Origin of the sequence: Paraburkholderia sp. BL10I2N1 (genome assembly GCF_004361815.1) — a bacterium.
Classification (GTDB): Bacteria; Pseudomonadota; Gammaproteobacteria; order Burkholderiales; family Burkholderiaceae; genus Paraburkholderia.
The window spans coordinates 4,002,962-4,025,680 of record NZ_SNWA01000001.1; the positions used below are offsets into that span (position 1 = coordinate 4,002,962).

Consider the following 22,719-nt stretch of genomic DNA (forward strand, 5'->3'; position numbering starts at 1 on the left):
ACAGCCTTCACCGGCGATTCCAGGCATTCCAGACATTGAGGAGACAACCATGGCCAAGATGAGAGCCGTCGACGCAGCCGTACTCGTGCTCGAAAGAGAAGGCATCGATACTGCGTTCGGTGTCCCGGGCGCCGCGATCAATCCGTTCTACTCGGCGATGCGCAAGGCCGGCAATATCAGCCACGTGCTGGCGCGCCACGTCGAAGGCGCATCGCACATGGCCGAGGGCTATACGCGGGCCGCGCCGGGCAATATCGGCGTGTGCATCGGCACGTCGGGCCCGGCGGGCACCGACATGATCACCGGCCTCTACTCCGCCTCCGCCGATTCGATTCCGATTCTCGCGATCACCGGCCAGGCGCCGCGCGCGCGTCTTTACAAGGAAGACTTCCAGGCCGTCGATATCGAATCGATCGCCAAGCCCGTGACGAAGTGGGCTGTCACCGTGCGTGAGCCGGCGCTCGTGCCGCGTGTGTTCCAGCAGGCCTTCCATCTGATGCGCTCGGGCCGCCCGGGTCCGGTGCTGGTCGATCTACCGATCGACGTGCAACTCGCCGAAATCGAGTTCGACATCGACACGTACGAGCCGCTGCCGGTCTACAAGCCCGCGGCCACCCGCAAGCAGATCGAAGCCGCGCTCACGCTGCTCAACGATTCCGAGAGGCCGCTGATCGTCTCCGGCGGCGGCGTGCTCAACGCGGCGGCGGAAGCCCTGCTCGTCGAGTTCGCGGAGACCGTCGGCGTGCCAGTGATTCCGACGCTGATGTCGTGGGGCGCGATTCCCGACGATCATCCGTTGATGGCCGGCATGGTCGGTCTGCAGACCTCGCACCGCTACGGCAACGCAACGATGCTCGCCTCTGACTTCGTGCTGGGCATCGGCAACCGCTGGGCGAACCGTCATACGGGCAGCGTCGAAGTTTATACGAAGGGCCGCAAGTTCGTGCACGTCGACATCGAGCCGACGCAGATCGGGCGCGTGTTTGGTCCGGACCTCGGCATCGTGTCGGACGCGAAGGCGGCGCTCACGCTCTTCGTCGAAGTGGCGCGCGAATGGAAAGCAGCCGGCAAGCTCAAGGACCGCAGCGCCTGGGTCGCGGACTGCCAGCAGCGCAAGCGCACGATGCTTCGCAAGACGCACTTCGATAACGTGCCGATCAAGCCGCAGCGCGTCTACGAAGAGATGAACCAGGTGTTCGGCCGCGACACGTGCTATGTGAGCACGATCGGTCTGTCGCAGATCGCCGGTGCGCAGTTTCTGCACGTGTTCAAGGCGCGCAACTGGATCAACTGCGGCCAGGCCGGCCCGCTCGGCTGGACGATTCCTGCTGCGCTCGGTGTACGCGCTGCTGATCCGCAACGCCCGATCGTCGCGCTCTCCGGCGACTACGACTTCCAGTTCATGATCGAAGAACTGGCAGCCGGCGCGCAGTTCAACCTGCCGTACGTGCATGTGGTGGTGAACAACTCGTACCTCGGGCTCATCCGCCAGGCGCAGCGCGCGTTTGACATGGACTTCTGCGTGCAGCTCGCATTCGACAACATCAACGCACCGGAAGTGAACGGCTATGGCGTCGATCACGTCGCGGTGGCCGAAGGTCTCGGCTGCAAGGCTATCCGCGTGTTCAAACCGGAAGAGATCAAGCCGGCGCTGCAGAAGGCGCAGTCGATGCTGTCCGAGTTCAATGTGCCGGTGATCGTCGAAGTGATTCTCGAGCGCGTGACCAACATCTCGATGGGCACGGAGATCGATGCGATCAACGAGTTCGAAGAACTGGCCGAAAGACACGAAGACGCGCCGACCGCGATCAGCGCGCTCGACTGAACCTTCAGGCGGCCCGAACGGGCCGCCTCCAGCCGAAACCGGCCTAATCCCGCTTAACTGACCGACCAGCGAGACTTACGCACCATGCCGAAATTTGCAGCCAACCTGACCATGCTGTTCAACGAAGTCCCGTTCCTCGGCCGCTTCGCGGCCGCAGCGGACGCGGGCTTCAACGCCGTCGAATTTCTCTTTCCGTACCCGTACGGGATCGCTGAACTGGCCGAGCGTCTGCAGCAGAACCGTCTGAAGCTCGTGCTGCATAACCTGCCGGCCGGCAACTGGGAAGCGGGTGAACGCGGCATTGCCTGTCTGCCGAATCGTGTCGCCGAATTCCAGGAAGGTGTCGGCCGTGCAATCGAATACGCGAGGGCGCTGAATGTGCCGCAGTTGAATTGCCTCGTCGGCATTCCGACGGCAGGCATCGATGCCGACAAGGCGCGCGCCACGATCGTCGACAACCTGCGCTTCGCTGCGGACGAACTGAAGAAAGAAGGCATTCGCCTCCTCGTCGAGCCGTGCAACTCGTACGACATTCCAGGCTTCGCGCTGAACCGCTCATCGGAAGGCCTCGACGTGATCCGCGCAGCCGGCTCGGACAATCTCTTCCTGCAGTACGACATCTATCACATGCAGCGGATGGAAGGCGAACTCGCGGCGACCATCCGGAAGAACCTGGCATCGATCGCGCACATCCAGCTCGCCGATAACCCCGGCCGCAACGAACCGGGCACCGGCGAAATCAACTACCCGTTCCTGTTCGACCTGCTCGATTCGCTTGACTACGAAGGTTACGTCGGCTGCGAATACAAGCCGCGCACGACAACCACCGAGGGCCTCGGCTGGATCCAGCGCATCGCCGGCCAGACGCGCGGCGCGGCGCACATAGCAGCCTGAGCGTTGCTGCGTAACCAGCCAGCGAACGGTTGAACATTTCTCGAACCCTGCATCCCGGAGACATATCTATGGCAACAATCGGTTTCATCGGCCTCGGCATCATGGGCGCGCACATGGCGCGCAACCTTCTCAAGGGCGGTCACACGCTGATCGTCAACGGCGCCTATCCCGTACCGGACGACCTGCGCACGCAGACGACCGTCGTCGCGAGCTCCACCGCCGTCGCCCAGGCCGCCGATATCGTTATCTCGATGGTGCCGGACACGCCCGACGTCGCGAACGTGCTGTTCGCCGAAGACGGCGTCGCGAACGGCCTTTCGAAAGGCAAGCTCGTCATCGACATGAGTTCGATCTCCCCGCTCGAAACGCAGGACTTCGCGAAGAAGATCAACGCCCTTGGCTGCGACTATCTCGACGCGCCGGTATCCGGCGGCGAAGTCGGCGCGCGTGAAGCGACGCTGACCATCATGGTCGGCGGCCCGCAAAAGGCGTTCGATCTGGCAAAGCCGCTGTTCGACCTGATGGGCAAGAACATCTCGTTGATCGGCGACAACGGTGCCGGGCAGACCTGCAAGGTGGCAAACCAGATCATCGTGGCGCTGAACATCGAAGCCGTCGCCGAAGCGCTGCTGTTTGCAGCGCGTTCGGGCGCCGATCCGGAGCGTGTGCGCCGCGCGCTGATGGGCGGATTCGCGTCGTCACGCATCCTCGAGGTACACGGCGAGCGCATGACGAAGCGCACCTTCGATCCGGGCTTTCGCATCGAGCTTCACCAGAAGGATCTGAACCTCGCGCTCGATGGCGCGCGCAAGCTCGGCATCGCCCTGCCCCACACGGCGAGCGCGCAGCAGCTGTTCAGCGTGTGTGCGGCGAATGGCGGCAAGGCCTGGGATCATTCGGCCATGGTGCGTGCGCTGGAAATCATGGCGAACTTCGAGGTCGCACAGGCGCCGGGCAAGGAAGCGAAGGCTGCCTGAAGTCAACGCCCGGTTGTTGCCTGTTGCGACAGACATTCGCAACGGGCAATCACGATTCGCCATTGATGCACATAAACAGCGGCCGCGACATTCGCGGTTGCTGGCAGGTGGGGCGCTTTGTCCGTTGCGCGGCACGCGTAGCGGCCAGGGCAAATCAAGCCGCTCTGGGCTGAGAGCGGCCAGTGGGGTCCGCAGCGGCACCCGGCGACGCCGGGGAAGCCTTGGTCGGTCAGACGTCGTCGTCGGGTGTCCGGCTGTCGGATTTCATGGTTTTGCCACGCCTTGACCAGGACCGCTTTCGGCCGTCGCGGTCCGCAGGCATCAGTAAGTATCGAACGCCCGCTGCAACGCGACCGAACCCGTCCCGCCTGCAGCGAGCGCGAGCATCAGCAGCACGCGCGCCTTGTAAGGATTCAGCGAATTGGCCGTGACAAAACCGAGCGCATCGTCGGGCGCCGCACCATTGCGCATCACATGTCCGGAGCCCACGCGCGACGAGCGCACCACGGCCACACCCTGCGACGCCGCATCCGCCAGCGCCTGCTGCATCGACGCGTGGATCGAACCGTTGCCCGTGCCCGCGACGACGATGCCCCGCACGCCGGCGGCCACCAGCGCGTCGACGGCGACGCGTGAAGCGCCCGCATAACTCGCGACGATCTCGACATCCGGCCATGCCGCGCCGATCACGAATTCCGTCGCAGCCGTATGCGGCCGTACGACGCTGCGCTGGAACTCGACACGCCCATCCTGCACCCAGCCAAGCGCGCCGACTTCCGGCGACTGGAACGCATCGACCGCGAAGGTGCTCGTCTTGACGACGTCGCGCGCGCTATGGATGCGATTGTTGAATGCAACGAGCACTCCCTTTCCGTGCGCAACCGGACTCGCCGCGACCGTCACGGCATTCGCGAGATTCAGCGGACCGTCGGCCGACAATGCGGAGGCCGGCCGCATCGCAGCGGTCAGCACCACGGGCTTCGCACTCTTTATCGTGAGATGCAGCAGATAGGCCGTTTCCTCCAGCGTATCGGTGCCATGCGTGATCACCACGCCGTCAATGTCGTCGGTTGAAAGCAGCGCATTCACACGTTCCGCGAGCGTCGTCCACAGCGCGAGCGCCATGTCCTTGCTGTCGATGCTAGCGACCTGTTCCGCGTGGATCTGCGCGACTGTCGACAACGCAGGCACCGCCGCCAGCAACTGGTCGACGCCAACCACGCCAGCCTGGTAGCCCGCGGTGTTGGTGGCATCGGCGGCAAAGCCCGCGATGGTGCCGCCCGTGGCAAGCACGGCGATGCGCGGCAACGCGCCCTGCGGCGCAGAAGAAGTGGAAGTATTCATGGCGGCGATTGTAAGCGATGCGCTGCCATGTTTCGATACGCGTGCACCCGATGTCGCGGACGGTGCATCGCGCACCGTCACGCTGCGCCGCGCGACTTCAGGCTGCTTCGCGCAACTGCGCAGCGATTTCCGCTTCGTTCAGTTGCGGCGCGAACATCTCGAGCAGCCGGTAAGCGTAGGCGCGCAGGAACGCGCCCTTGCGCAGACCGACGCGCGTCGTGCTCGCTTCGAACAGATGCTGCGTGTCGAGCGCGACGAGTTCGGTGTCGCGCTTCGGGTCGTAAGCCATCGCCGCGACCACGCCGATCCCCATGCCGAGTTCGACGTAGGTCTTGATCACGTCAGCGTCGATGGCGGTCAGCACCACGTCGGGCAAGGCACCGGCTTTCGCGAACGCCTGGTCGATATGCGAGCGGCCCGTGAAGTCCTGGTCGTACGTGACGATCGGATACTCGGCAACCTCATCGAGCGTGAGATTGGGCCGGCCCACCAGTGGGTGATCCTTCGGCACCACCACTACGTGATGCCACGAATAGCACGGGAACGTGACGATGTCGGGATAGCGGTCGAGCGCCTCGGTCGAGATGCCGATGTCCGCCTCGCCATTGATGATCATCTGCGCAATCTGCTGCGGACTGCCCTGGCGCAGCGCGAGATGCACCTTCGGGAACACCTCGGTGAACTGGCGGATCACCTTGGGCAGCGCGTAGCGCGCCTGGGTGTGGGTCGTAGCGACGACGAGGTGGCCGCTGTCCTGGTCGGCGTACTGACGGGCAACGCGGCGCAGGTTTTCCGCATCGAGCAGCATCCGCTCGATCAACTGATGCACCGCCTTGCCAGGCTCGGTCAAACCCGTCAGCCGCTTGCCGCGACGAATGAAGATATCGACGCCGAGTTCGTCCTCGAGGTCCTTGATCTGTTTCGACACACCCGACTGCGACGTGTACAGCACGTTCGCCACTTCGGTCAGGTTCATGTTCTGGCGCACGGCCTCACGCACAAAACGTAGTTGCTGAAAGTTCATCTGTATGTCTCCGGTTCAGCCGAAGTTAGATTATGCAATGGTCAATGCGCCGGAAACACGCGCAACGCCCGCGGCACGGCGGTCACACCGTCGCCGACGGCAAGACGCAGATCGCGCCATGCTTCGCGATCGAGTTCGGCTTCGAGCACGGTGCCTTCGCGGCCTTCGAGCTCGACCCGCACCGAGCCGCCCAGCGTGACCACGCGCCGCACGCCCACCCCGATGCCATCGCGATGGCTGTCGGTCTGCGGATACAGTTGCAGATCGTGCGGCCGCACATACGCAAACGCGGGGCCTTCGAAGCCCGCCTCGATCGGCACCGGCAGCGCCGCCCCGTCGACCACGAAACCGCGGCGATCCACCTTGCCCTGCAGACGGTTGGCCGCGCCGAGGAATTCATAGACGAACGACGTCTGCGGATGATCGTACATCTCCTGCGAACTGCCGACCTGCTCCACGTGTCCGCGATTGAGCACGACGATGCGGTCGGCGACTTCCAGCGCTTCTTCCTGGTCATGCGTGACGAAGATCGTTGAGATATGCAGGTCGTCGTGCAGACGCCGCAGCCAGCTGCGCAGCTCCTTGCGCACCTTCGCGTCGAGTGCGCCGAACGGTTCGTCGAGCAGCAACACTTTCGGCTCGACGGCGAGCGCGCGGGCCAGCGCGATGCGTTGCCGCTGGCCGCCCGAGAGCTCCGACGGAAAGCGTTGCGCGAGCCAGTCGAGCTGCACGAGCTGCAGCAGTTCATGCACCTTCTCGCGGATCACCGCTTCCGAAGGCCGCTGCCGGCGCGGCTTCACACGCAGGCCGAACGCGACATTCTCGAACACCGTCATATGACGGAACAGCGCGTAATGCTGGAACACGAAGCCCACCTGCCGCTCACGCGCGCCCACCTGCGCGACGTCCTGGCCCTGCAGCACGACCTGGCCGGCATCCGCATGGTCGAGGCCCGCGATCACGCGCAGGAGGGTCGTCTTGCCGCACCCGGAAGGCCCGAGCAGGGCAACGAGCTCGCCCGGCGGAAAGTCGAGCGAGACGTTATCGAGCGCGGTGAAATCGCCGAAGCGCTTGCGCAGGTGACGAACGGTGATGCCCATGGACTGCTCCTTACTGAACCGGCTGGCCGGCCACCCGCGACGGCGCCGGCGACTGGGTGACAGGACCGGAGTGCGCAGGAAGATCCCGCGCGCTGGCCAGCTCCGCCGACATATGACGTTCCGCGAGCAGCTTGAGCGCCAGCGTGAGCAGCGCCAGCAGCGCCAGCACGGAGGCCACCGCAAACGCCGCGGAAAAGTTGTATTCGTTGTAGAGGATCTCGACGTGCAGCGGCATCGTGTCGGTCTGGCCGCGAATATGCCCGGACACCACCGACACCGCGCCGAACTCGCCCATCGCGCGCGCATTGCAGAGAATCACGCCGTACAGCAGACCCCACTTCACGTTGGGCAAGGTGACGCGGCGAAAAACCTGCCAGCCCGACGCACCGAGCACATGCGCGGCTTCTTCCTCGTCGTTGCCCTGCGCCTGCATCAGCGGAATCAGTTCGCGCGCGACGAACGGAAACGTGACGAACACCGTCGCGAGCACGATGCCCGGCACCGCGAAGATGATCTGCAGGTTGTGCGCTTCGAGCCACGGACCGAACCAGCCCTGCGCGCCGAACATCAGCACATAGATCAGGCCCGAGATGACGGGCGACACCGAGAACGGCAGATCGATCAGGGTCGTCAGCAGCGCCTTGCCGCGGAATTCGAACTTCGCGATGCACCACGACGCCGCGAGTCCGAACACGAGGTTCAGCGGCACGGCGATGGCCGCGGTGACCAGCGTGAGCCTGATCGCCGACAGCGCGTCGGGATCGGCGAGCGATTCGAAATAAAAGCCGATGCCCTTGCTGAGCGCCTGATAGAACACCGCAGCGAGCGGCACGACGAGAAACAGCGCCAGGAACAGCAGCGCGATGCCGGTCAGCAGCCAGCGCACCGCGCGCGGCTCGGTCACCGGGTCGGGACGGTGAACGGCGGTGCCGCTGTTGCGCGGCGTCGAGGCGAGCGTGGCAGGGGTGGCAGGGGTGCGGCTCATTGTGCGCCTCCGCCGATCGCGACGGCACCCGCGCTGCCGATGCCCGTGGCCGGCGGCACCGCGCCGGATGCGCCGCGCCCCGTACGCCGCTGCAGATACCACTGCAGCGTGTTGACCGTCAGCAGCATGAAGAAGGACACCACCAGCATCACCACCGCCAGCGCCGTGGCGCCCGCGTAGTCATACTGTTCGAGCTTCGTGATGATCAGCAGCGAGGTGATTTCGGACTTCATCGGCACGTTGCCCGCGATGAAGATCACCGAGCCGTATTCGCCGAGCGCGCGGGCGAAGGCCAGTGCGAAGCCGGTCAGCAGCGCGGGCAGCACCGACGGCAGCACGACGCGCCGGAACGTCAGCCAGCGCGATGCGCCCAGGCACGCGGCCGCCTCTTCCTGCTCGCGCTCGAAGTCTTCGAGCACCGGCTGCACGGTGCGCACGACGAACGGCAGGCCGATAAACGTCAGCGCCAGCAGCACACCGAAAGGGGTGAACGCGACCTTGATGCCGAGCGGCACGAGCAGCTGTCCGAGCCAGCCGTTGCCGGCGTACACGGCGGCGAGCGAAATGCCCGCGACCGAGGTCGGCAGCGCGAATGGCAGATCGACGACCGCATCGACGATGCGCCTGAACGGAAACCGGTAGCGCACCAGCACCCAGGCGAGGAGAAAGCCGAATACGGCGTTGATCAAGGCGCCGCCGAACGCGGCGACGAACGTCAGCCGGTACGAGGCGAGCACACGTGGCGACGTCACGGCGCGCACGAACTGCTCCCAGTCGAGGGTGGCGGTCTTCAGGAAGGTCGCCGCCAGCGGGATCAGCACCACGAGGCTCAGATACGCCACCGTGATGCCGAGTGTCAGGCCGAAGCCGGGTAACGCGCCCGGCTTGCGGAAGGTCAACGTCGTCATGCTGAATGCCCTTGTTACTCGATTACTGCGGCTGGTAGATCGAATCGAAGATGCCGCCATCCGCGAAGTGTGTCTTCTGCGCGTTCGCCCAGCCGCCGAAGCTGTCGTCGACCGTGTACAGCCTGAGCTTCGGAAACTTCGAGGTGAGCGCGGCCGGCACCCTGTTCGAACGCGGACGGTAGAAGTTCTTCGCCGCGATCTCCTGGCCTTCGTCGCTATAGAGGAAGTTCAGGTACGCCTCGGCGAGCCTGCGCGTGCCGTGTTTGTCGACCACCTTGTCCACCACGGCAACCGGCGGTTCGGCCAGGATGCTCGCCGAAGGCACGACGATCTCGAACCGGTCCGGGCCGAATTCCTTCAGCGACAGAAACGCCTCGTTTTCCCACGCAATCAGCACGTCGCCGATGTCGCGCTGCACGAAGCTGGTCGTCGCGCCCCGGGCACCCGAATCGAGTACGCCTGCATTCCTGTAAAGCTTGCCGACGAATTCCTTCGCCTTCTGGTCGTTGCCGCCCGGCAGATGGGCGGCGTAGGCCCACGCGGCCAGGTAGTTCCAGCGGGCGCCGCCGGAGGTTTTCGGGTTCGGTGTCACGATCGACACGCCCGGCTTGATCAGGTCGTCCCAGTCCCTGATGTGCTTCGGGTTGCCCTTGCGCACGAGAAACACGATGGTCGACGTGTACGGCGACGCGTTATCCGGCAGACGTTTCTGCCAGCCCCTGTCGATGAGACCCTTGCCGGCGAGCGCGTCGATGTCATAGGCGAGCGCGAGCGTCACGACGTCCGCCTGCAGACCGTCCAGCACCGAACGCGCCTGCGCGCCCGAGCCGCCGTGCGACTGCCTGAAGGTGACCGATTCACCGGTCTTTGCCTTCCATTCCTTGCCAAACGCCTGATTGACATCCTGATACAGCTCGCGCGTCGGGTCGTACGACACATTGAGGAGCGTTGCATCCGCCCGCGCATGGCCGGCGAAACCCGCCGCCGAGATGCCCAGCGCAAGTGCCGTGATGACGTTGCGCGTCCTGCCTGTCAGCCCCGAATTTCCGAACATCCGCTTTCTCCGTGTTCTTTGTATTGATGCAGCGTTGGTTTGCATCGATTGCGGCGCAGTCTATCGAACGGCCTTCATTATTAAAAATAATCGTTCTTCATTTTTTAATACGAAAAAGTGCTAACAACGGACAGGCGTGGCGTTCCAGCACGAAAACGTGTGTGACGATGTCCGAAACCAGCGTTGCAACGACACCGCCGGAACCGAACCTAAAGTAAAGCTTGAAATGCGCCGGATACTGTATAAAAATACAGTCACCTGTCTATCCATACAGTGGCGCCATGACCAAACTCACCGCACGACAGCAGCAGGTTTTCGATCTGATTCGCCGGGCCATCGAGCGCACGGGCTTTCCGCCCACCCGCGCAGAAATTGCCGGCGAACTCGGTTTCAGCTCGGCCAACTCGGCGGAAGAGCATCTGCGCGCACTGGCGCGCAAGGGCGTGATCGAACTGGCCGCGGGCGCTTCGCGCGGTATCAGGCTGCTGTCCGGCTCAGACGACAGCCCCTATCAGTTCACACTTCCGCACGCGAGCATCATGCAGCTGTCGCTGCCGCTGATCGGCCGGGTGGCGGCCGGCAGCCCGATCCTGGCTCAGGAGCACATCTCGCAACACTACGCGTGCGACCCGGCGCTCTTCTCGAGCAAACCGGATTACCTGCTGAAGGTACGTGGGCTGTCGATGCGGGACGCGGGCATCTTCGACGGCGATCTGCTGGCCGTTCAAAAGAAGAGCGAAGCGAAAGACGGCCAGATCATCGTCGCGCGGCTCGGCGACGATGTCACGGTGAAGCGGCTGAAGCGCCGGCCGGACGGCATCGAGCTGATCGCCGAGAACCCGGACTACGAAAACATCTTTGTACAGGCCGGCAGCGCCGAATTTGCGCTCGAAGGCATTGCGGTTGGGCTGATTCGCCCGACCGAATTCTGAATCTCGCCAGGAGAGTCTCATGGAACGCCTTGCCCGCCTGATCCCGTTTCGCCAGTTCGGCCGTCTGCGTCATCTGCGCAATATCGTCCCATGCGCACCACTCGAGGCGATTGCCACGCCGTCGCTCTTCGGGCGCGACGCGACAGCCGGGGCGTCCGGTGCTTCGCCCCTGCCGTCCGCGCTGCCGGCCTTCGCGCGGGTATCGCTGAATTCCGGACTTAACGCGGAACCCGCAAGACGCGCACCGGTGCGCGTCTATCATGGGTCGTCGCGGCTCATCATGGTGGGTACAGTGGATGCGGTCTGCCGCATGATCGACCACTGCATCGCTGAAGAGCGGGCTGGCGTGCAAGGCGCACTGTTCGAGTGATGGGCTGTTCCGATGACCCGTGGGCCTGAGGCGATTGCGCCGCAGATGCGCTGCGACCGCGCCGTGTCCCGGCCCGACTTGCGGCTCAGGGGATCGTTTCCACATGGTTGCGGTCAACGTTAGATCACATCTGACAGAGGCTCACCCTCCATGGCTGTTTCAGCACCTCCAAAGAAGAAGCACCGTCCTTTTCGGTCGCTGGCGATTGCGGCCCTTGTGGTCGTGGTTGTGGCAGCGCTGATATATGGCTATGCCTCGCCGTATATCGCGCTCAACCGTCTCAAGCGCGCAGCCGACGCGCGCGATGCGGAAACGGTCAACGAATATGTCGACTTCCCGGCTCTACGCGACAGTCTGAAACAACAGGTGACCGGCTTGCTCGTGCGGCGTCTCGACGGGCAGCACAGCGGGAATCCGTTGGCCGCCATCGGGGCAATGATAGGAGTAGCCTTGATCGGTCCGCTGGTGGATGCCTATGCAACGCCGGATGGCGTCGCGGCCCTGCTGAACGGCATGCCGCCGCGCGGCGAGCCCGGCGAGCGACCACCGCAGCCACCATCGGCGGCATCGAATGAGCCGTCTGGATCGGCAGGCTCAGCAGGAACGGCGAGCGCAACGCAAGCACCGTCGCCTGCGCCGCCCACCGCATCGTCTTCTTCAGAACAGCCGACCCCGCTGCAGCCCCCGCAGACCACTGCGGGTTATCGCGGGATCAACGAGTTCGTCGTTACGTATCAGCACGGTATCGGCGATACGCGTTATTCGGCCATCCTGCGCCGCGACGGTCTGTTTTCATGGAAGCTGTCAGCCGTTGATCTGAATGGCTGACGCTATACGTAACTGATGTTACTCAGCGTGACATCAGGCCGCTGTAGTCGTCGAGGCTGCAGCGGCGGCCTCCTGTTTCTGTTCGGCGGCTGAGGAACAGGCCACCAGAATGCTGCAGGAGACCCGGTCGAGAAGCGGCGTATTGCCCGCACCCATCCACCATCGCGAAAGTCCTGTACGGCAACGATGGCCCACCACCACGAGGTCCACTTGCAGTTCGTTCGCGAGATTGGCGATTTCGTCGATCGGATGACCAAACGCAAAGTGACCATGAGCCTGTACGCCGCGCTCGGTCAACCAGTTCACGCCTTCTTGAAGAATTTCGCGGGCTGTTTCTTCGAAACGACCGCACGCGACATCGGTCAGCAGGCCCGCGCTTTGTGCGATGCTCGATCTCATGTCGACCACGGACAGCAGATGCGTTTCCGCTTTCAGGTCCAGTGCAAGATCCGCACCGCAGCGCAGCGCCTTGCGGCCTTCGCGCGAGCCGTCGTAGCACAGCAGGATTTTTTTGTAGCTCGCCATGATCTTCTCCCCACCGCCCGATGCGGCTTCGCTTCAATCATGGTGCGCCGCAATTCCGCTTGCAAGGGATGGAAAACGCTTAGTGCGTCTCCACCGCGTTTGAGGGCATGCCGCAGTGCAATAAGCACCTTTCAGGCATCAGGGCGCCGCAAACGCAACGCAGCCAATGCCCCTAGAATGGGCAGCCCGGCCGGTTTTTTTACGGCACACCTCGTGCAGTCACCCATCCATGTCCGCAGCCGAGATTGAATTCGAGAACGTAGAGAAGCGTTATGGCGAGAAGACTGTCGTTGACGGACTTTCGTTCCACGTCCGCGCCGGCGAGTGCTTCGGTCTGCTGGGGCCAAACGGTGCCGGTAAGACGACGACACTGCGCATGTTGCTTGGCATCGCCGCACCAGATGCGGGCACGATCAGGCTCTGCGGCGAATCGATTCCGCTGCGGGCGCGTTATGCCCGAGCGCGGGTCGGTGTCGTGCCACAGTTCGACAATCTCGATCCGGACTTCACCGTTCGCGAAAATCTGCTCGTGTTTGGCCGCTATTTCGGTTTGAGCGCCGCGCAAACGCGCGACAGGGTGCCGGCGCTGCTCGAATTCGCCCGGCTCGAAAACAAAGCGGACGCGCGCGTCGGCGAACTGTCGGGTGGGATGAAACGACGTCTGACGCTTGCTCGGGCGCTCGTCAACGATCCCGACGTGCTGATCATGGACGAGCCGACCACCGGTCTCGACCCGCAGGCCCGGCATCTGATCTGGGAGCGTCTGCGCTCGCTGCTCGCGCGCGGCAAGACGATCCTGCTCACCACGCACTTCATGGAAGAAGCCGAGCGGCTGTGTCACCGGCTGTGCATCATCGAGGAAGGGCGCAAGATTGTGGAAGGTGCACCGAATCAGTTGATCGCGTCGGAGATCGGTTGCGATGTGATCGAAATCTACGGACCCGATCCCGTCGCCCTGCGTGACGAACTGGCGCCGCTCGCCGTGCGCACCGAGATTAGTGGAGAGACGCTGTTCTGCTACGTCGAGGATCCGCAGCCTGTCCACGCGAAGCTCAAACAACGCTCGGATTTGCGGTGTCTGCACCGGCCCGCCAATCTTGAGGACGTTTTTCTGCGGCTCACGGGCCGCGAGATGCAGGACTGAGCCTGCGCGATGCAGCCGACTCATTCAACGAGGGGCGCCCCCTTCTGATCACCCGCCTCCGACAGACACGAGATTCACCCGACCCTATGGACGCGCGCAGCTACGATACCCCCGGCAAACCCTCCCGGCTGCACGAAGGCTTTGCCGCCCTGCCGGCCAATCCGGTCAACTGGATTGCGGTCTGGCGCCGCAACTATCTGGTCTGGCGCAAGCTCGCGATTGCGTCGATGTTCGGCAATCTCGCCGATCCGATGATCTATCTATTCGGTCTCGGTTTCGGACTGGGTCTGATGGTCGGCCATGTCGACGGTGTCTCGTACATCTCGTTCCTCGCGGCAGGCACGGTCGCGTCGAGCGTGATGATGTCGGCGAGTTTCGAGTCGATGTATTCGGGCTTTTCGCGGATGCACGTACAGCGCACCTGGGAAGCCATCATGCAAACGCCGCTCACGCTCGGCGATATCGTGCTGGGTGAGGTGATCTGGGCCGCCAGCAAAGCGACGCTGTCCGGCGCGGCGATCATGCTGGTGGCGGGCGCGCTCGGTTATGCAAGTTTTCCTTCGATGCTGCTCGCACTGCCCGTCATTGTGCTGACCGGACTCGCGTTCGCCAGTGTCACGATGATCGTGACCGCCCTCGCGCCGTCCTACGATTTCTTCATGTTCTATCAGACGCTGGTGCTCACGCCGATGCTGCTGCTCTCAGGCGTGTTCTTTCCGGTTACGCAATTGCCCGCGGCCGCACAAACCGTCACGCTGCTTTTGCCGCTCGCGCATGCGGTCGATCTGATGCGGCCCGCGATGCTCGGCAGGCCGGTTGAAGATGCCGCGTTGCACGTCGCCGTGCTGGCGGCCTATGCGGTCGTGCCGTTTGTGATTTCGGCCGTGCTGTTCCGTCGCCGTCTGATGCGCTGAACAGGCATGCGCACCGCGCGGACCGCCATGCCCATGTGGCGTGTGGGCAGTCCGTCAGTCTTCGTCGTCGGTCCACGGAATGTCGACGTCCGAGATGAACGCGACCGTGGCGAACGGACCGCCGTCCTGACGTCCAATCTTGCCGTCTGCCCGTTGCCATTCGACGCGGAACACCGTGCCCGGATCATCCGCCACGAGGCGGATCGTGCGCACTTCGTCCGGATCGGCCGCTTCCACCGGGCCATCGAGCGAGATGAGCAACGTCTGCGGCCACAACCCGTCAGCCGGATCGTAAATGCGATCGCCATCGGGGATCAACGTGAACGCTTCCACGCCAATAGTCGCCGACGCATCGACAATCATCTTGCCCAGTGCGCGCAGCAACGCGGTCGCCCGCGCCGAGTTCGCCTGGCGGATAGCGAGGTCCCCGCGCGTCAGCGCCTGTTCAAGTTTCGGATTGGTTTTCTGTTGCGCCATTCTGTTTCCTGGATTCCATCGTTCTTTTCAGCGTGCGGTCGTGGAAAGCCCGCCGCCGATATTGCAATTGCCAATGAGGGTTGAAAAAGATTGCAGCCGGTCATGGGTGGTTGCGTTCGCGGACTGAATCCTACCATTCGGGTGTGCTGCAATGCGGCAGCGCGGGCGCGGTGGCTAGACCGCACCCCCAGTCCCCCCAGTGTAGGTCGCGTTTGGCGATTGAACACGTCAATTCCACCCGCGAGCGCGAGAAAGCGCACCGATCGGGTGTGCCGCCTAAAAACCCAGTGCGATCGCCAGCAGACCGGCGACCACGCCAAAAGCCACCACCGACACGGCCACGACCGACAGCACGCGGGGCCGGAACGAGCGCGTCAGCATTGCGAGCGACGGCACGCTGATTGGTGGAAGCGTCATCAGCAGCGCGCCTGCCGGACCGACGCCCATGCCGAGCGACAGCATCGCCTGAATGATCGGCACTTCGCCCGCCGTCGGAATCACGAACAGCATCCCGGCCACCGCCAGCGCGACAATCCAGCCGATATGATTGCCGATCTCAGGCCCCACATGCGGAAACAGCCACGCGCGCGCCGCACCGAGCAGCAGAATGAGGACGATGTATTCCGGAATGAGGCGCACCGCCATCCGGCCGAGAATCTGCAGCCAGCGGGCAAATGCATGGCCCGTCTGCTGCTCGGCAATGAGTTGCGCAAGCTGCGTATCGGCGGCTTCCGATTCCCTGGTGGTCACGAGGCGGTTCATCAGATAGCCCAGGCCGAACACCATCAGCACCCCGAGTACCAGCCGCAGTGCAGTCCAGTTCCAGCCGAGTACGAACCCCATGAACACGAGCGTCGCCGGATTGAGCACCGAGTTACCGAGCCAGAAGGCGATCGCGCCGCCGGGCGAGGCTTGCCTCGCCCGCAACCCGACCACTACCGGCGCGGCGCAGCAGGTGCACATCATGCCGGGAATCGCCAGCAGCCCGCCTGCCGCGACGCTGCCGAAACCTGTCTTGCCGAGCAGCCTCGCCACCCAGTGTGCCGGCAGCAGCGCCTGCACGGCCGAGCCGAGCAGCAGGCCCAGCACCATTGCCTGCCAGATTGCCTTGCCGTAAGCCCACGCGTAATCGAGCGCCGCCGACAGCGAGGGCTCAGGGGGACTTGCCGCGGTGCCCATCAGGATCGATTTTCCGATCGAGTGCGTCGATGCCGCGGTGAAAGCGCGGTTGTAGTACGGAAACCACTTCACATAGAAAAGCCCGACGACGGCAATCAGCAGGAAAACCGGCCAGCCGTAAGTGGGTTGTGTTTGGCGTGTGGAGTTCATGATTTTCTTTCTTGGATATTCTGAGTGACGAAAGAGGTGGAAGCCTGTCCGGATTGCGTCGCACCCGTCACAACGCGCCTTCCCTCAGGGGAAAGGGTAGCGGACGAAGAAGAAGGCGTCATCCATGCCGCTCCGCCCTCAGCGCATTGCGCGAGCAGCACCCTCGCCTGTTCGACGCAGTCCGCCGCATTCGGCCGGAAGGTGAACCGAAGCGCCTGCGCAAGACCGCGGAAATGCTGACCACTGCTGCGCTGATACGCAGGATCGTAATGGCATTCGATCAATTCACCGGACAACTCGGCGCGCGCCCCGTCGTCGATCAACTGCTGCCAGTGTCTGACCTGCTCCTTGCTGTGCAGGCCGATCAAACGGTCGAGTTGCTGCTGGAACTGCCGCGGGTCGTCGAACAGGTGCGCGTAGTCCTGCAGCAGGAACGCAATGCGATCTTCACGCGATGCGTCGATCTCGACGCACGCCCCGCGATGAAAGCGGTCGAGCAGTGCCAGCGGCAGCGTGATACGGCCGATGCGCCGGCTCTCCGATTCGACGAACACCGGGCGCCTGACATCGAGCCGGGACAATGCGTCGAAGAGCGCCGTATCGAACGCTTTCTGCGACGGCTGCGCCTGCCCGGGCCACGCGCCCAGCAGCGAGCCGCGATGGCGCGCGAGTTCTTCCAGATCGAGCACCTGCGCGCCCGCCTGCCGCAGCGCCTGCAAGAGACGCGTCTTGCCGCTGCCGGTAGGACCGACGAGCGCGATGTAATCGAATTGCCCCGGCAATGTGCCGAGCCTCTCCAGCACCGAGTGACGGTACGTCTTGTACCCGCCGTCGAGTTGCCGCGCCTGCCAGCCGATCATGTTCAGCAGCATGGTCATCGAGGCGGAACGCTTGCCGCCGCGCCAGCAATAGATCAGCGGACGCCAGTTGCGCGGCCGGCCGGCGAAGGTGTGCTCGAGGTGCCAGGCGATGTTGCGCGCGACGATCGCCGCGCCGACGCGCGTCGCCTCGAACGGCGAAACCTGTTTGTACATCGTGCCGACGAGCACGCGCTCTTCGTTGCTGAGCACGGGGACATTGATCGCGCCCGGTATGTGGTCTTCGGTGAATTCGAGCGGCGTACGGACGTCGACGATCTCGTCGAACCGCGACAACTGGTCCAGAGGTACAAGCAGGTTTTTCAATTTGGCGACGCGTGAAAGACCTTCTCCGAACGAAACAGCCAATCGAAGAAGAAGCCAGCGTGGAGATTGGATGGGACGGATTATCGCACGGGGCTCCGTCCACGCACCCTGCCGCTGGCGCTCGAGGCCGCGGCGCCCAACGTGCTTTCGCGAGACGCGTGGACCGGCGGCGCCATGGTCGCAATCTGATGGTCGAGAAACGCCCGCACCGAAGCGGGCAACTCGCGGCCGGCCATCGTCTGCACCTGGATGTTGCGCTGGCATAGTGGCGGATTGCTCAGCCGAATCATCACGACACCGTCGTCGCAATAGCTTCGCGGGTTGCTTCGTGGTTTGCTTTTTTGGCAACGCAAGGTTCGAAATACAATCATTGTGGCAACAAAAACGGCCTTCTAGAATCGATCGAACGTCAAGCGCTGCCCCCTTATGTCGACAAGGCGCGCCCGCCTCGCCCGTTTTTCACTGGAGACTGTCTTGAGCCGCACCCACGCCATCGACCACGCGACACAGCATTTCGATTCGGGCGCCTTCCTCGCCGACCTCAACCGCCGCGTCGGCGTGCACACCGAGAGTCAGGAAGCGGGTCGCGCCGCCGTCCTGCACGCGTACCTGAGCGACGAAATCGTGCCCGCGGCCCGGCAACTCGGTTTCGATACGCGCATCGTCGGTAACCCCGTCGAAGGTTTTGGCCCCTTCCTGCTGGCGACGCGCCACGAAGCGGACCACCTGCCGACGGTGCTCATCTATGGTCACGGCGATGTGGTTCGCGGCTACGACAGCCAGTGGCGCGAGTCGTTGACGCCGTGGGCGGTCGTGGTCGACGGCGACCGCTGGTATGGCCGCGGCACGGCGGACAACAAAGGCCAGCACTCGATCAATCTCGCGGCGCTCGGTAGCGTGCTGGCCGTGCGCGAAGGCAGGCTCGGCTTCAACGCGAAACTGCTGATCGAGATGGGCGAAGAAACGGGTTCGCCCGGACTCAACGAAATCTGCCAGCGCTTCAGCGACGAACTCGCCGCCGATGTGCTGATCGCCTCCGACGGCCCGCGCCTCGCCGCGACACGTCCAACCGTCTTTCTCGGCTCGCGCGGCGCGGTCAATTTCCGGCTCGCACTGAACCTGCGCCACGGCGCGCACCACTCCGGCAACTGGGGCGGTCTGCTGCGCAATCCCGCAACGGTGCTCGCCAATGCGCTCGCGAGTCTTGTCGATGCGCGCGGCGTGATTGCCGTCGATGGCCTGCGTCCGCCGCCGATCCCGGACGCCGTGCGCCGGGCGCTCGCTGACATCACCGTCGGCGGCGGCCCGAACGATCCGGCCGTCGACGACAACTGGGGCGAGCCCGGCCTCACGCCCGCCGAACGCGTGTTCGGCTGGAACAGTTTCGAAGTGCTCGCCATGAAGGCGGGCAACCCCGAGAACCCGGTGAACGCGATTCCGTCCAGCGCGTTCGCGCAGTGCCAGTTGCGCTTCGTGGTCGGCACCGACTGGGAGCATCTCGAAGGGCATCTGCGCGCGCACCTCGACTCGCACGGCTACACGATGGTCGAAGTGAGCGTCGAGCGCGGCGCCCCGGCGACGCGTCTGAACCCCGACGATCCGTGGGTCACGTGGGCGATCGCTTCCCTCGAACGCACCACCGGCAAGAAAACGGCCGTGTTGCCGAACCTCGGCGGAACGCTTCCTAACGAGGTGTTCGCCCACACCCTCGGTCTGCCGACCATCTGGGTCCCGCACTCCTACCCGGCCTGTTCGCAGCACGCACCGAACGAGCATCTGCTTGGCAGCGTCGCGCGCGAAGGGTTGCAGATCATGGCCGGTCTGTTCTGGGATCTGGGCGAAAGCGCGCCCCATTCCGGCGCTGCCTGACCACCCATCCCGCGCCTCCGCTTCGCCCATAAAAAAACAGGCTGCCGCCGGAGAAACCGGGGCAGCCTGTTTGCGATACCAGCCACATGAATCAGAAGTCAGTACGGCTTACGGAGCCGGATTCGGCTGCCGTTCGTGCAAAGCGTCGATTTCCGCGAGCGCTTCCGGCGACAGCTTCAGCTCGGCGCTTGCGATGTTTTCCTTCAGCTGATCGAGCGACGTCGCGCCGATCAGGTTGCTCGTCAGGAAAGGCTGGCTGTTGACGAATGCGAGAGCGAACTGCGCCGGCGACAGGCCATGGCGTTTCGCGAGCTCGACGTAACGCGTGGTCGCCTGCACCGACTGCGGCTTGCTGTAGCGCTGGAAGCGTTCGAACAGCGTGATCCGCGCGCCAGCTGGACGCGCGCCGCCTTCGTACTTGCCCGACAGCCAGCCGAACGCGAGCGGCGAGTATGCGAGAAGCCCCACGCCTTCGCGGTGCGTGAACTCGGACAGGCCGGTCTCGAAGGTGCGGTTCAACAGGCTATACGGATTCTGGATGCTGACGATGCGCGGCAGGCCCAGCTTCTCCGACGCGCGCAGGAACTGCGCGACGCCCCACGGGGTTTCGTTCGACACACCGATATGCCGAACCTTGCCTTCCTTCACGAACTCAGCGAGCACCGACAGCGTCTCTTCGATCGGCACCGTGTACGCATCGTCGATCCAGGGGTAGGCAGGACGGCCGAACGTCATCGTGCTGCGGTCTGGCCAGTGCAGCTGGTACAGATCGACGTAATCCGTCTGCAGGCGCTTGAGGCTGTCGTTGAGCGCTTCGGTGAGGTTCTTGCGGTCGAACTGGTTACCTTCGCCGCGAATGTGCCGTGGATTGTGCGGCTGGCGCGCCGGGCCGGCGATCTTGGTGGCGAGCACGATTTTTTCGCGCGCGCTGCGATGCTGCGCGAGCCACGTGCCGATGTAACGTTCGGTCGAGCCCTGCGTCTCAGGACGCGGCGGCACCGGGTACATCTCCGCCGCGTCGATCAGGTTGACGCCGTGGTCCAGCGCGTAGTCGATCTGCGCATGCGCTTCGCTTTCGGTGTTCTGCTCGCCCCACGTCATCGTGCCGAGGCCGATTACGCTGACCTGTACATCGGTTGCGCCGAGTCTGCGGTATTCCATCGAACTGTTCCTGTTGGTTGAGTGAACGGAAAACGCTGAAGTTACCACGCCGGCGCGCAACCCGTGCAGGGCCGCTAGAATGACGCACCTGCGCAGCTCACGCGGATGGGCCGCCTTTCTTGTGGAGAGTCATGCAGATGTCAGGTTCCTCGCCCGCTGCCATGCGCTCAGGTGATCCATCATTGATCGTCATGCTGGTGGCGGCGGCATTCTTCATGGAAAACCTCGACGGCACGATCATCGCCACCGCGTTGCCGCAGATGGCGCGCTCGTTCAATGTGCATGCGGTCGATCTCAGCATCGGCATCACGTCCTATCTGCTGACACTCGCCGTCTTCATTCCGATCAGCGGCTGGGCCGCCGACCACTTCGGCGTGCGCAACGTGTTCACGGCGGCGCTCGCGGTGTTCACGGCTTCGTCGGTGGTGTGCGGGATGACCAACGGGCTGGTTGAATTCACGGCGGCGCGCATCGTCCAGGGCATCGGCGGGGCGATGATGGTACCGGTGGGACGCCTCGCGGTCCTGCGCGCGACGCGCAAGGAAGACCTGATGCGCGCGATCTCGATCATCACGTGGCCAGGCCTCGTCGCGCCGGTGATCGGGCCGCCGCTCGGCGGGCTCATCACGACGTACTCTTCGTGGCGCTGGATTTTCTGGCTGAACCTGCCGCTCGGCCTGATCGGGCTTGTTCTCGCGTGGCGCTTTATCGGCAACGAGCGTGACGCAGACAAGCGCCCGTTCGACGCGTTGGGCTTCGTGCTGACGGGCGTCGCCTGTACGGCGGTGATGTATGGGATGGAGCTGACCGGCCGCGCCGATGCGCCGTGGATTCGGGTACTGGCCTGTCTCGCGGTGGGGATCTCGGCAGGCGTGGCCGCGCTCGTTCATCTGCGACGCGCGCCGTATCCGGTCGTCGATCTCTCCGCGTTCAAGGTGAAAACGTTCGCCGTTGCGATGGGCGGCGGGTCCCTCTTTCGCGTCTCGATCAGCGCCGTGCCGTTTCTTCTGCCGCTGATGTTTCAGGTCGGCTACGGCATGAACGCCTTCCGCTCCGGCTTGCTGACACTTGCCGTTTTCGCCGGCAATCTCGCCATGAAGCTCGTCACGACGCCCGTGATGCGGCGTTTCGGCTTTCGCTCGGTGCTGCTCGCGAATGGCGCGTTTGCCGCGCTGTCACTGGCGGCGATGAGCCTGCTCACCCCCTCGACGCCGGCCTTCTGGATCGTTGCCGTACTGTTCGTCAGCGGTCTCGCGCGGTCGCTGCAATTTACCGCCATCAATACGCTCAGCTTTGCCGATGTGCCGAAGCTCCAGATGAGCGGCGCATCGACGCTGTCGAGCACGCTCGGACAGATGACGATGGGCATGGGCGTTGCGTTCGGCGCGATCGCATTGCGGATCGCGGCATGGGCGCACGGGCACGAAGCGCAGTCGGTGACGCCCGCCGACTTCAGTCTCGCCTTCCTGTTTGTCGCGGCATTGGGCGGTGCCGCGCTCCTCGACGTGATCAAGCTCGACCGGCACGCGGGCGCGCACGTCAGCGGACATGGCAGGACCGAGGCCTGAGCCGGGCACGCCGATTGCTGAAAGATGGCGCCACCGCACCCGCGAAGGATCGTCGCCATGAACGTCAATGAGATGCCCGCTCCCGCCGAATTCGACGGCCCGTCTGCCCCGCCGCCGGCGCCCGATTCCTTGATTTCATTTGACCCGGTCGCGCGGAAGAAAGGCGGCACGTTCTCCGAATCGCTCGCGCTCGGCATCGCGCGGATATTCGGCCTTGAACCGTTTCTCGCCGAGTCGCCCGATCAATCAGAGTCCCCCGCTTCCGACCGGTCGATTCGTCCGGACCTGAAACGCTAGGACAGCGGCC

At 64.1% G+C, this 22,719-nt stretch carries 22 protein-coding genes and 1 pseudogene; 11 read left to right on the forward strand and 12 right to left on the reverse strand.

Features of this window, described 5'->3' with window-relative positions:
* The first annotated feature begins 49 nt into the window (after positions 1 to 49).
* From gcl to B0G77_RS18550, 3 genes are all read left to right on the forward strand, one after another.
* Positions 50 to 1,825 carry a glyoxylate carboligase gene (gene gcl / locus B0G77_RS18540; protein ID WP_133663423.1) on the forward strand — a complete coding sequence of 592 codons (1,776 nt, stop codon included), beginning with the start codon at positions 50 to 52 and terminating at the stop codon, positions 1,823 to 1,825.
* A gap of 84 nt (positions 1,826 to 1,909) precedes the next feature.
* The gene (gene hyi, locus B0G77_RS18545; protein ID WP_133663424.1) at positions 1,910 to 2,719 is read left to right on the forward strand and encodes a hydroxypyruvate isomerase; all 810 of its coding nucleotides are present in this window, start codon (positions 1,910 to 1,912) and stop codon (positions 2,717 to 2,719) included.
* Positions 2,720 to 2,781: 62 nt separating this feature from the next.
* Positions 2,782 to 3,696 carry a 2-hydroxy-3-oxopropionate reductase gene (locus tag B0G77_RS18550; RefSeq protein WP_279571347.1) on the forward strand — a complete coding sequence of 305 codons (915 nt, stop codon included), beginning with the start codon at positions 2,782 to 2,784 and terminating at the stop codon, positions 3,694 to 3,696.
* Positions 3,697 to 4,017: 321 nt separating this feature from the next.
* On the opposite strand, the gene B0G77_RS18560 is transcribed toward B0G77_RS18550, so the two are convergent.
* From B0G77_RS18560 to B0G77_RS18585, 6 genes are all read right to left on the reverse strand, one after another.
* Entirely contained in the window at positions 4,018 to 5,040 is a 1,023-nt protein-coding gene (locus B0G77_RS18560) for an asparaginase (RefSeq protein ID WP_133663427.1), read from the reverse strand.
* A gap of 97 nt (positions 5,041 to 5,137) precedes the next feature.
* On the reverse strand, positions 5,138 to 6,064 hold the full coding sequence (locus tag B0G77_RS18565) for a CysB family HTH-type transcriptional regulator (protein ID WP_133663428.1): 927 nt from the start codon (positions 6,062 to 6,064) through the stop codon (positions 5,138 to 5,140).
* Positions 6,065 to 6,105: 41 nt separating this feature from the next.
* On the reverse strand, positions 6,106 to 7,164 hold the full coding sequence (locus B0G77_RS18570) for a sulfate ABC transporter ATP-binding protein (RefSeq protein WP_133663429.1): 1,059 nt from the start codon (positions 7,162 to 7,164) through the stop codon (positions 6,106 to 6,108).
* Between the two features lie 10 nt (positions 7,165 to 7,174).
* Positions 7,175 to 8,149, reverse strand: a complete 975-nt coding sequence (gene cysW, locus B0G77_RS18575) for a sulfate ABC transporter permease subunit CysW (RefSeq protein ID WP_133663430.1) — start codon at positions 8,147 to 8,149, stop codon at positions 7,175 to 7,177.
* Positions 8,146 to 9,057 carry a sulfate ABC transporter permease subunit CysT gene (gene cysT / locus B0G77_RS18580; protein ID WP_133663431.1) on the reverse strand — a complete coding sequence of 304 codons (912 nt, stop codon included), beginning with the start codon at positions 9,055 to 9,057 and terminating at the stop codon, positions 8,146 to 8,148. The genes cysW and cysT overlap by 4 nt, the downstream gene beginning before the upstream one ends.
* A gap of 22 nt (positions 9,058 to 9,079) precedes the next feature.
* Positions 9,080 to 10,111 carry a sulfate ABC transporter substrate-binding protein gene (locus B0G77_RS18585; RefSeq protein WP_133663432.1) on the reverse strand — a complete coding sequence of 344 codons (1,032 nt, stop codon included), beginning with the start codon at positions 10,109 to 10,111 and terminating at the stop codon, positions 9,080 to 9,082.
* 281 nt (positions 10,112 to 10,392) lie between these two features.
* Here B0G77_RS18585 and lexA point away from each other — a divergent pair, with 281 nt between their 5' ends.
* The 3 genes from lexA (at position 10,393) to B0G77_RS18600 (ending at position 12,241) form a co-directional block, all read left to right on the forward strand.
* The gene (lexA, locus tag B0G77_RS18590; RefSeq protein ID WP_133663433.1) at positions 10,393 to 11,043 is read left to right on the forward strand and encodes a transcriptional repressor LexA; all 651 of its coding nucleotides are present in this window, start codon (positions 10,393 to 10,395) and stop codon (positions 11,041 to 11,043) included.
* Positions 11,044 to 11,062: 19 nt separating this feature from the next.
* A complete protein-coding gene (locus B0G77_RS18595; protein WP_133663434.1) occupies positions 11,063 to 11,413 on the forward strand; it encodes a hypothetical protein in 351 nt (116 codons plus the stop codon).
* 150 nt (positions 11,414 to 11,563) lie between these two features.
* Complete coding sequence (locus B0G77_RS18600; protein WP_133663435.1) at positions 11,564 to 12,241, forward strand: DUF2939 domain-containing protein; 678 nt, start codon at positions 11,564 to 11,566, stop codon at positions 12,239 to 12,241.
* Between the two features lie 33 nt (positions 12,242 to 12,274).
* Here the strand turns inward: B0G77_RS18600 and B0G77_RS18605 are convergent, their stop codons facing one another.
* The gene (locus B0G77_RS18605) at positions 12,275 to 12,766 is read right to left on the reverse strand and encodes a universal stress protein (RefSeq protein ID WP_133663436.1); all 492 of its coding nucleotides are present in this window, start codon (positions 12,764 to 12,766) and stop codon (positions 12,275 to 12,277) included.
* Positions 12,767 to 12,995: 229 nt separating this feature from the next.
* Between B0G77_RS18605 and nodI the strand changes: the two genes are divergently transcribed.
* Both nodI and B0G77_RS18615 read left to right on the forward strand, forming a co-directional pair.
* Complete coding sequence (nodI, locus tag B0G77_RS18610; RefSeq protein ID WP_133663437.1) at positions 12,996 to 13,910, forward strand: nodulation factor ABC transporter ATP-binding protein NodI; 915 nt, start codon at positions 12,996 to 12,998, stop codon at positions 13,908 to 13,910.
* Between the two features lie 86 nt (positions 13,911 to 13,996).
* The gene (locus B0G77_RS18615) at positions 13,997 to 14,824 is read left to right on the forward strand and encodes an ABC transporter permease (protein ID WP_133663438.1); all 828 of its coding nucleotides are present in this window, start codon (positions 13,997 to 13,999) and stop codon (positions 14,822 to 14,824) included.
* Positions 14,825 to 14,878: 54 nt separating this feature from the next.
* Here B0G77_RS18615 and B0G77_RS18620 read toward each other — a convergent pair whose 3' ends face one another.
* The 4 genes and pseudogenes from B0G77_RS18620 to B0G77_RS44315 form a co-directional block, all read right to left on the reverse strand.
* Complete coding sequence (locus tag B0G77_RS18620; protein ID WP_133663439.1) at positions 14,879 to 15,301, reverse strand: hypothetical protein; 423 nt, start codon at positions 15,299 to 15,301, stop codon at positions 14,879 to 14,881.
* A gap of 276 nt (positions 15,302 to 15,577) precedes the next feature.
* Positions 15,578 to 16,630 (reverse strand): permease, encoded by a 1,053-nt coding sequence (locus B0G77_RS18625; protein WP_133663440.1) that lies wholly within the window; start codon positions 16,628 to 16,630, stop codon positions 15,578 to 15,580.
* On the reverse strand, positions 16,627 to 17,814 hold the full coding sequence (gene mnmH, locus B0G77_RS18630) for a tRNA 2-selenouridine(34) synthase MnmH (RefSeq protein ID WP_133663441.1): 1,188 nt from the start codon (positions 17,812 to 17,814) through the stop codon (positions 16,627 to 16,629). Before mnmH ends, B0G77_RS18625 begins: the two co-directional genes overlap by 4 nt.
* A gap of 80 nt (positions 17,815 to 17,894) precedes the next feature.
* Positions 17,895 to 18,119: pseudogene (locus B0G77_RS44315) on the reverse strand (LysR family transcriptional regulator); the annotation flags it as partial.
* A gap of 169 nt (positions 18,120 to 18,288) precedes the next feature.
* Between B0G77_RS44315 and B0G77_RS18640 the strand changes: the two are divergent.
* Positions 18,289 to 19,683 (forward strand): M20 family metallopeptidase, encoded by a 1,395-nt coding sequence (locus B0G77_RS18640; protein ID WP_133663442.1) that lies wholly within the window; start codon positions 18,289 to 18,291, stop codon positions 19,681 to 19,683.
* 108 nt (positions 19,684 to 19,791) lie between these two features.
* Here B0G77_RS18640 and B0G77_RS18645 read toward each other — a convergent pair whose 3' ends face one another.
* Positions 19,792 to 20,844, reverse strand: coding sequence for an NADP(H)-dependent aldo-keto reductase (locus B0G77_RS18645; RefSeq protein ID WP_133663443.1), 1,053 nt, complete (start codon positions 20,842 to 20,844; stop codon positions 19,792 to 19,794).
* 137 nt (positions 20,845 to 20,981) lie between these two features.
* Between B0G77_RS18645 and B0G77_RS18650 the strand changes: the two genes are divergently transcribed.
* Positions 20,982 to 22,412, forward strand: a complete 1,431-nt coding sequence (locus B0G77_RS18650; RefSeq protein WP_133663444.1) for an MFS transporter — start codon at positions 20,982 to 20,984, stop codon at positions 22,410 to 22,412.
* Between the two features lie 57 nt (positions 22,413 to 22,469).
* Entirely contained in the window at positions 22,470 to 22,709 is a 240-nt protein-coding gene (locus B0G77_RS18655) for a hypothetical protein (RefSeq protein WP_133663445.1), read from the forward strand.
* Positions 22,710 to 22,719: the final 10 nt, after the last annotated feature.

What these genes read in the sequence shown, in the direction of transcription:
- gcl (WP_133663423.1), top strand. Translation starts at nt 50, where the DNA reads ATGGCCAAGATGAGAGCCGTCGACGCAGCCGTACTCGTGCTCGAAAGA.
- hyi (WP_133663424.1), top strand. Translation starts at nt 1,910, where the DNA reads ATGCCGAAATTTGCAGCCAACCTGACCATGCTGTTCAACGAAGTCCCG.
- B0G77_RS18560 (WP_133663427.1), bottom strand. Translation starts at nt 5,040, where the DNA reads ATGAATACTTCCACTTCTTCTGCGCCGCAGGGCGCGTTGCCGCGCATC.
- B0G77_RS18565 (WP_133663428.1), bottom strand. Translation starts at nt 6,064, where the DNA reads ATGAACTTTCAGCAACTACGTTTTGTGCGTGAGGCCGTGCGCCAGAAC.
- B0G77_RS18570 (WP_133663429.1), bottom strand. Translation starts at nt 7,164, where the DNA reads ATGGGCATCACCGTTCGTCACCTGCGCAAGCGCTTCGGCGATTTCACC.
- cysW (WP_133663430.1), bottom strand. Translation starts at nt 8,149, where the DNA reads ATGAGCCGCACCCCTGCCACCCCTGCCACGCTCGCCTCGACGCCGCGC.
- cysT (WP_133663431.1), bottom strand. Translation starts at nt 9,057, where the DNA reads ATGACGACGTTGACCTTCCGCAAGCCGGGCGCGTTACCCGGCTTCGGC.
- B0G77_RS18585 (WP_133663432.1), bottom strand. Translation starts at nt 10,111, where the DNA reads ATGTTCGGAAATTCGGGGCTGACAGGCAGGACGCGCAACGTCATCACG.
- lexA (WP_133663433.1), top strand. Translation starts at nt 10,393, where the DNA reads ATGACCAAACTCACCGCACGACAGCAGCAGGTTTTCGATCTGATTCGC.
- B0G77_RS18595 (WP_133663434.1), top strand. Translation starts at nt 11,063, where the DNA reads ATGGAACGCCTTGCCCGCCTGATCCCGTTTCGCCAGTTCGGCCGTCTG.
- B0G77_RS18600 (WP_133663435.1), top strand. Translation starts at nt 11,564, where the DNA reads ATGGCTGTTTCAGCACCTCCAAAGAAGAAGCACCGTCCTTTTCGGTCG.
- B0G77_RS18605 (WP_133663436.1), bottom strand. Translation starts at nt 12,766, where the DNA reads ATGGCGAGCTACAAAAAAATCCTGCTGTGCTACGACGGCTCGCGCGAA.
- nodI (WP_133663437.1), top strand. Translation starts at nt 12,996, where the DNA reads ATGTCCGCAGCCGAGATTGAATTCGAGAACGTAGAGAAGCGTTATGGC.
- B0G77_RS18615 (WP_133663438.1), top strand. Translation starts at nt 13,997, where the DNA reads ATGGACGCGCGCAGCTACGATACCCCCGGCAAACCCTCCCGGCTGCAC.
- B0G77_RS18620 (WP_133663439.1), bottom strand. Translation starts at nt 15,301, where the DNA reads ATGGCGCAACAGAAAACCAATCCGAAACTTGAACAGGCGCTGACGCGC.
- B0G77_RS18625 (WP_133663440.1), bottom strand. Translation starts at nt 16,630, where the DNA reads ATGAACTCCACACGCCAAACACAACCCACTTACGGCTGGCCGGTTTTC.
- B0G77_RS18645 (WP_133663443.1), bottom strand. Translation starts at nt 20,844, where the DNA reads ATGGAATACCGCAGACTCGGCGCAACCGATGTACAGGTCAGCGTAATC.
- B0G77_RS18650 (WP_133663444.1), top strand. Translation starts at nt 20,982, where the DNA reads ATGTCAGGTTCCTCGCCCGCTGCCATGCGCTCAGGTGATCCATCATTG.
- B0G77_RS18655 (WP_133663445.1), top strand. Translation starts at nt 22,470, where the DNA reads ATGAACGTCAATGAGATGCCCGCTCCCGCCGAATTCGACGGCCCGTCT.